The organism is Sphaerotilus sp., assembly GCF_041083715.1.
Taxonomy (GTDB): domain Bacteria; phylum Pseudomonadota; class Gammaproteobacteria; order Burkholderiales; family Burkholderiaceae_C; genus Sphaerotilus.
In genome coordinates this window covers 1-6,846 of sequence record NZ_JBFPGY010000294.1, presented here as the reverse complement: position 1 = coordinate 6,846, position 6,846 = coordinate 1, and the positions used below count along the sequence as shown (strand labels likewise).

The following is a 6,846-nucleotide window of genomic DNA, read 5'->3' as shown; positions in this document are numbered from 1 at the left end:
GCGCCATCGCCGCCAAGGGCCGCCCGGCGCGGCCGGAGGACGGCGACGGCATCTCGATCAAGCTCTCCGCGCTCGACGCCCGCTACGAGCCGGCGCAGTTCGCCACCGTGACCGAACGGCTGATGCCGCGGCTGCTGGACCTCGTGGAAGCGGCGGCCGAGGCCAACATCAACCTCACCATCGACGCCGAGGAATCCGAGCGGCTGGAGCTGTCGCTGGTCGTGCTGGACATGCTCGCGGTGCATGTCGCCGCGACCTTTCCGCAGTGGCAGGGTCTGGGTCTGGCGATACAGGCGTACCAGACCCGCGCGCCGGAAGTCATCGACGAGGTGACCGCCATCGCCCGCCGCCACGGCCTGCGCTTCATGGTGCGGCTGGTCAAGGGCGCGTACTGGGACGGCGAGATCAAGCGCGCACAGGAACTCGGCCTGCCCGGCTACCCGGTCTGGACCGACAAGCGCCACACCGACCTGGGTTACCTCGCCTGCGCGCAGCGCCTGCTGGCCGCGCCCGAGATCTACCCGCAGTTCGCCACCCACAACGCCGGCACCATCGCCGCGATCCTGGAGATGGCCAAGGCCACGCATCCGCATGGCACGCCGTTCGAGCTGCAGCGCCTGCATGGCATGGGCGAAGGCATCTACCGCGAGGTCATGAAGCGCCCGGACGCACCGCCGCTGCGCATCTACGCGCCGGTCGGCGAACACCGCGACCTGCTGGCCTACCTCGTGCGGCGGCTGCTGGAGAACGGTGCGAACTCGTCGTTCGTGCATCAACTGGCCGATGAAGCCGTGACGCCGCAGATGCTGCTGGCCTCGCCGCTGCGGGCGCCGTCGCGCTCGGTGCTGCCGATGCCGCTGCAACTGTTCGGTGCAGCGCGGGCCAATTCGAAGGGCGTCGATCTGGCCGCCGAGCGCGAGCGGCTGCCGCTGCTGGCATCACTCACCGTGCCGATGCCCGCGGCGCCGACCGACGCGGGCGTCGAAGGGGCCGCCGCCGTGATGGACACGCTGCACGCCGCCCAGCGCGGCTGGAATGCCACGCCGCTCGCCGAACGCTGCGCCGTGCTGCTGCGCGCAGGTGATGCGCTGGAGCGGCGCACCAGCGAGTTCGCCGGCCTGCTCGCCCAGGAAGGCGGCAAGACGCTGGGCGACGCCGTGGCCGAGATCCGCGAGGCGGTCGATTTCTGCCGCTACTACGCCGAGCAGGCCACGGCCCGGCTCGCGCCGCAGACGCTGCCCGGCCCGACCGGCGAGAAGAACGAGCTGCGCCTGCACGGCCGCGGTGTCTTCGTCTGCATCAGTCCGTGGAACTTCCCGCTGGCCATCTTCGCCGGCCAGGTGGTCGCCGCGCTGGTCGCCGGCAACACGGTCGCCGCCAAGCCCGCCGAGCAGACTCCGCGGGTCGCACAGCGCTTCGTCGAACTGCTGTTTGAGGCCGGCCTGCCGCGCGCGGCGCTGGCGCTGGTCTGCGGCCCTGGCGAGACGGTGGGCGCGGCGCTGGTGGCGCACCGGCGCTGTGCGGGCGTGTGTTTCACTGGCTCGACGCAGGTGGCCAAGGCGATCCACCGCACACTGGCGCAAAGCGACGGCCCGATCGTGCCGCTGATCGCCGAGACGGGCGGGCTGAACGCGATGCTGGTGGACTCCAGCGCGCTGCCGGAGCAGGTGGTGGACGCGGTGGTGCAGAGCGCGTTCCGGTCGGCCGGTCAGCGGTGTTCGGCGCTGCGGCTGCTGTGCCTGCACGAGAGCGTGGCGGACAAGGTGCTGGAGATGGTCGCGGGGGCGATGGCGGAGCTGGTCTGCGGCGATCCGGCGGACGCAGGGCAGAGCTGGGCGGTCGATGTCGGCCCGGTGATCGACGCCGAGGCGCACGCTGGCCTGAGCCGGAACATCGCCCGGCTGGAGCGCGAGGCCCGCCTGATCGCCCGCACGCCGCTGCCCGAGCGACTCGCCGCCACGCACATCGCGCCGGTCGCGTTCGAGCTGAAGTCGATCGGCGAGATGCGCGAGGAGCTGTTCGGGCCGGTGCTGCACGTCGTGCGCTGGCGCGGCGCGGTCGATGCGCTGGTGGACGAGGTGAACGCGCTGGGCTACGGGCTGACCCTGGGCGTCCACACGCGCATCGACGACCGGGCGATGCGCATCGCCGAGCGGGCGCGGGTCGGCAATGTCTACGTCAACCGCAACATGATCGGCGCGGTGGTGGGCGTGCAGCCCTTCGGCGGGGAAGGTTTGTCCGGGACGGGGCCGAAGGCGGGGGGACCGCACTACCTCTATCGCTTCTGCGGGGAGCAGACGGTGACGGTCAACACGGCGGCTGCGGGGGGCAACGCGACGCTGCTGGCCGGCGGTTTCAACTGACCTCGTCGGCGTCCTGATCCTGGTGCCAGTTCTCGGTGCGCAGCCCCGGCACCCGTTCGAACTCGCGCAGATTGCGCGTCACCAGCATCAGGCCACGCGCCCGAGCCTGACCGGCGATGAGGATGTCGTAGGCGCCGATCGGTGTGCCCTGTGCTGCCAGCCATGCGCGGATGTCACCAGCGTGGCGCGCATCCTCGGTGTCCAGCGCCAGCACCTCGAAGCGCAGCACATCCACCAGCGCCAGATTGCGCTCGCGCCGCTGGCTGTTGAAGGCACCGAAGTACAGCTCGTGCAGGACGATGGCGCTCACCACCACGTCCGTCGGCGCCTGGGCGTGGAGCCGGCGTGACACCGGGCCGCTCGGCGTATTGAGAACAGCAATGACCGCGTTGGTGTCGAGCAGGTAGCGCATCAGGCGTTCCACCAATCAATCGAACAGTTGATCCAGCACCGGACGGTCCTGCGCCGGGAGTGGTTCGCTGGCGGCCTGCACGAAGTCCGCATCCAGCGGACTGGCCAGCGCATCCAGCCAGGACCAGTCGGCGGCCAAGGGTTCCAGGATCACGGCGTTGCCATGGCGGCGGATGCGGACTTCGGTGCCCTCGATGCGGAAGTCCTTGGGCAGCCGGACCGCCTGCGAGCGGCCGGACCAGAAGAGTTTGGCGGTGTCCATGCGAAGGCTCCGGAATGTTGGGGGCAAGTGCCAAAAATAGGTAGCAAAAAGATATACCAATGACATCGGCGACGCAAGTGATGCGTTCAAGTGCGTCCAGCCGAAGCAGCTCGGTAAACTGGTTCCATGACACACCCCACCCACCCCACCCTCGCCTTCATCGGCGGCGGCAACATGGCCACCGCCATCCTCGGCGGCCTGGTCCGCAGCGGCACCCCCGGTGCGAACCTGATCGTGCTCGACCCCAATGCGGAGCAGCGTGCCCGCCTGGAGCGTGACTTCGGCGTGCGCACGCTCGCTGCCGCCGACGCGACGCTGGCCGAGGCCGACGCCGTCGTCTGGGCGGTCAAGCCACAGAGCTTCGCCGAGGCCGCCGCCCCGTGCGCGATCCATGTCAGCGGCGCGCTGCACCTGTCGGTCATGGCCGGCATCCGCAGCGACGCCATCGCCCGCGCCACCGGCAGCGACCGCGTCGTGCGCGCGATGCCCAACACGCCCGCGCTGATCGGCCAGGGCATCTCGGGCCTGTACGCCCGCCCTGCCGTCACCGCCGCCGAGCGTGCGCAGGTCGAGGCACTGCTGGACCCGACCGGCGACGTGCTGTGGGTCGAGCGCGAGGTCGACCTGGACGCCGTGACCGCGCTGTCCGGCTCCGGCCCGGCCTACGTGTTCTATTTCATCGAGGCGATGGTGGCCGCCGCCGAGCGCATGGGCCTGACCGCCGAGCAGGGCAAGCAGCTCGCGCTTGCCACCTTCAGCGGCGCCACCGAACTCGCCCGCCGTTCCGACGAGACGCCCGCCACGCTGCGCGAGCGTGTCACGTCCAAAGGCGGCACGACCTACGCCGCACTGACCGCCATGAACACCGCCGGCCTGCAGGACAGCTTCATCGCCGCGCTGCAGGCTGCCCGGACGCGGGCCCGTGAACTGGGTGACGAGTTCGGGGGTTGACCCGAATAGCCGGAATTTGCCGGCACGGACAGCACCACAGACCGCCCCTTCAGGGTCATGCACAGAACGCATGACCCCGGCGAGCGCATCCGAAGCCTCCCCCCTAGAGTCACGTCGGAAGACGAGATCGATCAAGACCCACCCGGTCCGAAGCGCGATCCGTCTCTCCACCAAGCTCCAACAGACGAGGTCCTTCTCATGCATGCACCGCTGTCCTACATCACCCCTTCCGCCCACAGCGCCTGGGGCACCTACCTGCTCCAGGTCGACCGGGTCCTGCCTTACCTCGGCCCGCTGGCCCGCTGGTCCGAGACGCTCAAGCACCCCAAGCGGGCGCTGATCGTCGATGTGCCGATCGAGATGGACGACGGCTCGGTGCGCCACTTCGAGGGCTACCGCGTGCAGCACAACCTCAGCCGCGGCCCCGGCAAGGGCGGCGTGCGCTACCACCCGAACGTGACGCTGGAAGAGGTGATGGCGCTGTCGGCGTGGATGACGGTCAAGAACGCCGCGGTCAATCTGCCGTATGGCGGCGCCAAGGGCGGCGTCCGGGTCGATCCGCGCCAGCTCTCGCCCAAGGAGCTGGAGCGCCTGACGCGCCGCTACACCAGCGAGATCGGGCTGGTCATCGGCCCGCAGCAGGACATCCCGGCCCCCGACGTGGGCACCAACCCGCAGATCATGGCCTGGATGATGGACACCTACTCGATGAACGTCGGCGCCACCGCCAGCGGCGTCGTCACCGGCAAGCCCATCCACCTCGGTGGCTCGCTCGGCCGGGTCAAGGCGACCGGGCGCGGCGTGTTCGTCACCGGGCGCGAGGCGGCGCGGCGCATCGGGCTGAACCTGGACGGCGCACGCATCGCGGTGCAGGGCTTCGGCAACGTCGGCTCGGCCGCGGCGGAACTCTTCACCAGCGCAGGCGCCAAGGTCGTCGCCGTGCAGGACCACACCGGCACCATCGCCCATGCGGGCGGCATGGACATGGCCGATCTGATGGAGGTCGTGCGGCGCGATGGTGGCGTCGGCGCGTACACCGGCGCTGAGCGGATCGACGACGAAGCCTTCTGGGACACGGACTGCGACATCCTGATCCCCGCCGCGCTCGAAGGCCAGATCACGGTCGCCCGCGCCAACCGCCTGAAAGCCAGGCTGGTGCTCGAAGGCGCCAACGGCCCGACGATGTTCGACGCGGACGACGTGCTGACCGAGCGCGGCATCCTGGTCGTGCCCGATGTGATCTGCAACGCCGGCGGCGTGACGGTGTCCTACTTCGAGTGGGTGCAGGACTTCTCGTCGTTCTTCTGGACCGAGGACGAGATCAATCTCCGGCTCGACAAGATCATGGTCGAGGCGCTGCGCAAGATCTGGGACATGGCCGACCGCCACCGTATCACGCTGCGCACCGCCACCTTCGCCGTGGCCTGCGAGCGCATCCTGATGGCGCGGCAGGAGCGCGGGCTGTACCCCTGAGCGGCACCCGCTACATCAACCGCGGATCGAAGGTGAAGGCCGTGTCGCTGACGATCCGCACACGCAGCAGGTCCGGATGCAGCGGGTTGAGCAGCAGGTTGCGCTCGATCGGGATCACCGCCGACGGCACGCTCAGCGCGACGCTGCGCCGGCTGGCGAGCCAGTCGCTGCCGAGCGCGGCGAGTTCATCCGGCGCTGGCACCGCGAGCCACCGCGCAGGCAGCGCTGCCACGTCGACCTGCTCGATCAGCAGGTCGTCGGGCACCTCCAGCGTCAGCAGGCGCAGGTCGTCCGGCGCGTCGAGCGGATCGACGTGGACGAGCACTTCCAGGGCGGCCAGCGCCGCCGAACTCGCCGCATAGACGATCGGCCGACCGCGGCGGTGCCAGCGGCCACCGGCATAAAGCCCGCCGATGCCATCCAGCGCCGTGGCGACAAACGGCTGGCGGCAGATGCGCCAGATTCTCACGGGTACCCCGGTGTCAGCTGAAGATGCCGTGGTTCAGGCGCATGAGCACCTCTTCGATCTGGTGCGCACCGATGTCGGTGTCGAGCAGGTCGAAGGGCACCTCGCCACCCAAGGCCCGGTTCGGCGACTTCAACCAGCGCCGCGCCTTGTCCGCGTCACCCAGCACCTCGGTGGCCATCTCCACCGCGCGGGTCAGCCGGTAGAGCCGGTCGGACTCCTGCGGCGTGAAGCGGTGTTCGGTCTTGCGGCGCGCCAGCGTGCGCAGCGGGATGCCAAGCACCTGTGTCATCTGCTGTGGGGCCATGTCCAGCTGCGATGCCACCGACTCGAAGACCGAGAACGGCAGCCCCTGGCGCACGGCGTTGCGTGCATCGAGGAGTGTGTTTGCCATCTGGCCATCCTACCATTGCCAAACGGCAAGCGGATGGCCTTGCAAACCATGGAGAAGGTGCTCAGTTCCTGCAACTTGCGCCGGGTCAACTTCGCGCCCCGGCAGGTCTGCTAGGGTGCGCGCCTCGGCGCGGTCACCGCGCCACCGCACCACCACGTATTCCCGAAGAACGACGAGAAACCTGCCATGCCCGAGATCGCCTGGAACGACGAACTGCTCACCCGCCAGCCCCAGATGGACGCCACCCACCGGGAGTTCGTCGACCACCTGATCCAGGTCGAGGCAGCGCTGGGCCAGCCGGATGCGGTGCTGCTGCCGCGGTACGACGCGCTTGTCGCGCACACCATCGAGCACTTCGCACAGGAGGACCGCTGGATGGCCGCGCTCGGATTCGCGCCACAGAACTGCCACTCGATGCAGCACACGCAGGTGCTGGCGGTGCTGCAGGACGTGCGCCGCCAGCATGTGGACGAGGGCAAGACCGACCTGATCGGGCGGCTGCTGCCGGAGCTGATGCAGTGGTTCG

8 protein-coding genes are annotated in these 6,846 nt (G+C 69.7%); 4 read left to right on the top strand and 4 right to left on the bottom strand.

The annotated features are described in order from the left end of the window. Positions 1 to 2,363, top strand: a 2,363-nt coding sequence (locus AB3X43_RS13780; RefSeq protein WP_369430432.1) for an L-glutamate gamma-semialdehyde dehydrogenase, incomplete at its 5' end; no start/stop codon positions are given. Here AB3X43_RS13780 and AB3X43_RS13775 read toward each other — a convergent pair. Together AB3X43_RS13775 and AB3X43_RS13770 are read right to left on the bottom strand one after the other, a co-directional pair. Beyond that, complete coding sequence (locus AB3X43_RS13775) at positions 2,356 to 2,787, bottom strand: type II toxin-antitoxin system VapC family toxin (protein WP_369430431.1); 432 nt, start codon at positions 2,785 to 2,787, stop codon at positions 2,356 to 2,358. The genes AB3X43_RS13780 and AB3X43_RS13775 overlap by 8 nt on opposite strands. Positions 2,788 to 2,790: 3 nt before the next feature. After that, on the bottom strand, positions 2,791 to 3,036 hold the full coding sequence (locus AB3X43_RS13770; protein ID WP_369430430.1) for an antitoxin: 246 nt from the start codon (positions 3,034 to 3,036) through the stop codon (positions 2,791 to 2,793). 126 nt (positions 3,037 to 3,162) lie between these two features. Between AB3X43_RS13770 and proC the strand changes: the two genes are divergently transcribed. Beyond that, a complete protein-coding gene (gene proC, locus AB3X43_RS13765) occupies positions 3,163 to 3,987 on the top strand; it encodes a pyrroline-5-carboxylate reductase (protein WP_369430429.1) in 825 nt (274 codons plus the stop codon). A gap of 198 nt (positions 3,988 to 4,185) precedes the next feature. Then, complete coding sequence (locus AB3X43_RS13760) at positions 4,186 to 5,460, top strand: Glu/Leu/Phe/Val family dehydrogenase (protein WP_369430428.1); 1,275 nt, start codon at positions 4,186 to 4,188, stop codon at positions 5,458 to 5,460. Between the two features lie 10 nt (positions 5,461 to 5,470). Here AB3X43_RS13760 and AB3X43_RS13755 read toward each other — a convergent pair whose 3' ends face one another. Both AB3X43_RS13755 and parS read right to left on the bottom strand, forming a co-directional pair. Next, positions 5,471 to 5,929: an RES family NAD+ phosphorylase gene (locus AB3X43_RS13755; protein WP_369430427.1), complete on the bottom strand. Its 459-nt coding sequence runs from the start codon at positions 5,927 to 5,929 to the stop codon at positions 5,471 to 5,473. A 13-nt stretch (positions 5,930 to 5,942) separates the two neighbouring features. Next, positions 5,943 to 6,320 (bottom strand): type II RES/Xre toxin-antitoxin system antitoxin, encoded by a 378-nt coding sequence (parS, locus tag AB3X43_RS13750; RefSeq protein WP_369430426.1) that lies wholly within the window; start codon positions 6,318 to 6,320, stop codon positions 5,943 to 5,945. Positions 6,321 to 6,506: 186 nt separating this feature from the next. Here parS and AB3X43_RS13745 point away from each other — a divergent pair. Then, a partial coding sequence (locus tag AB3X43_RS13745; RefSeq protein ID WP_369430425.1) for a hemerythrin domain-containing protein occupies positions 6,507 to 6,846 on the top strand: 340 nt, incomplete at its 3' end.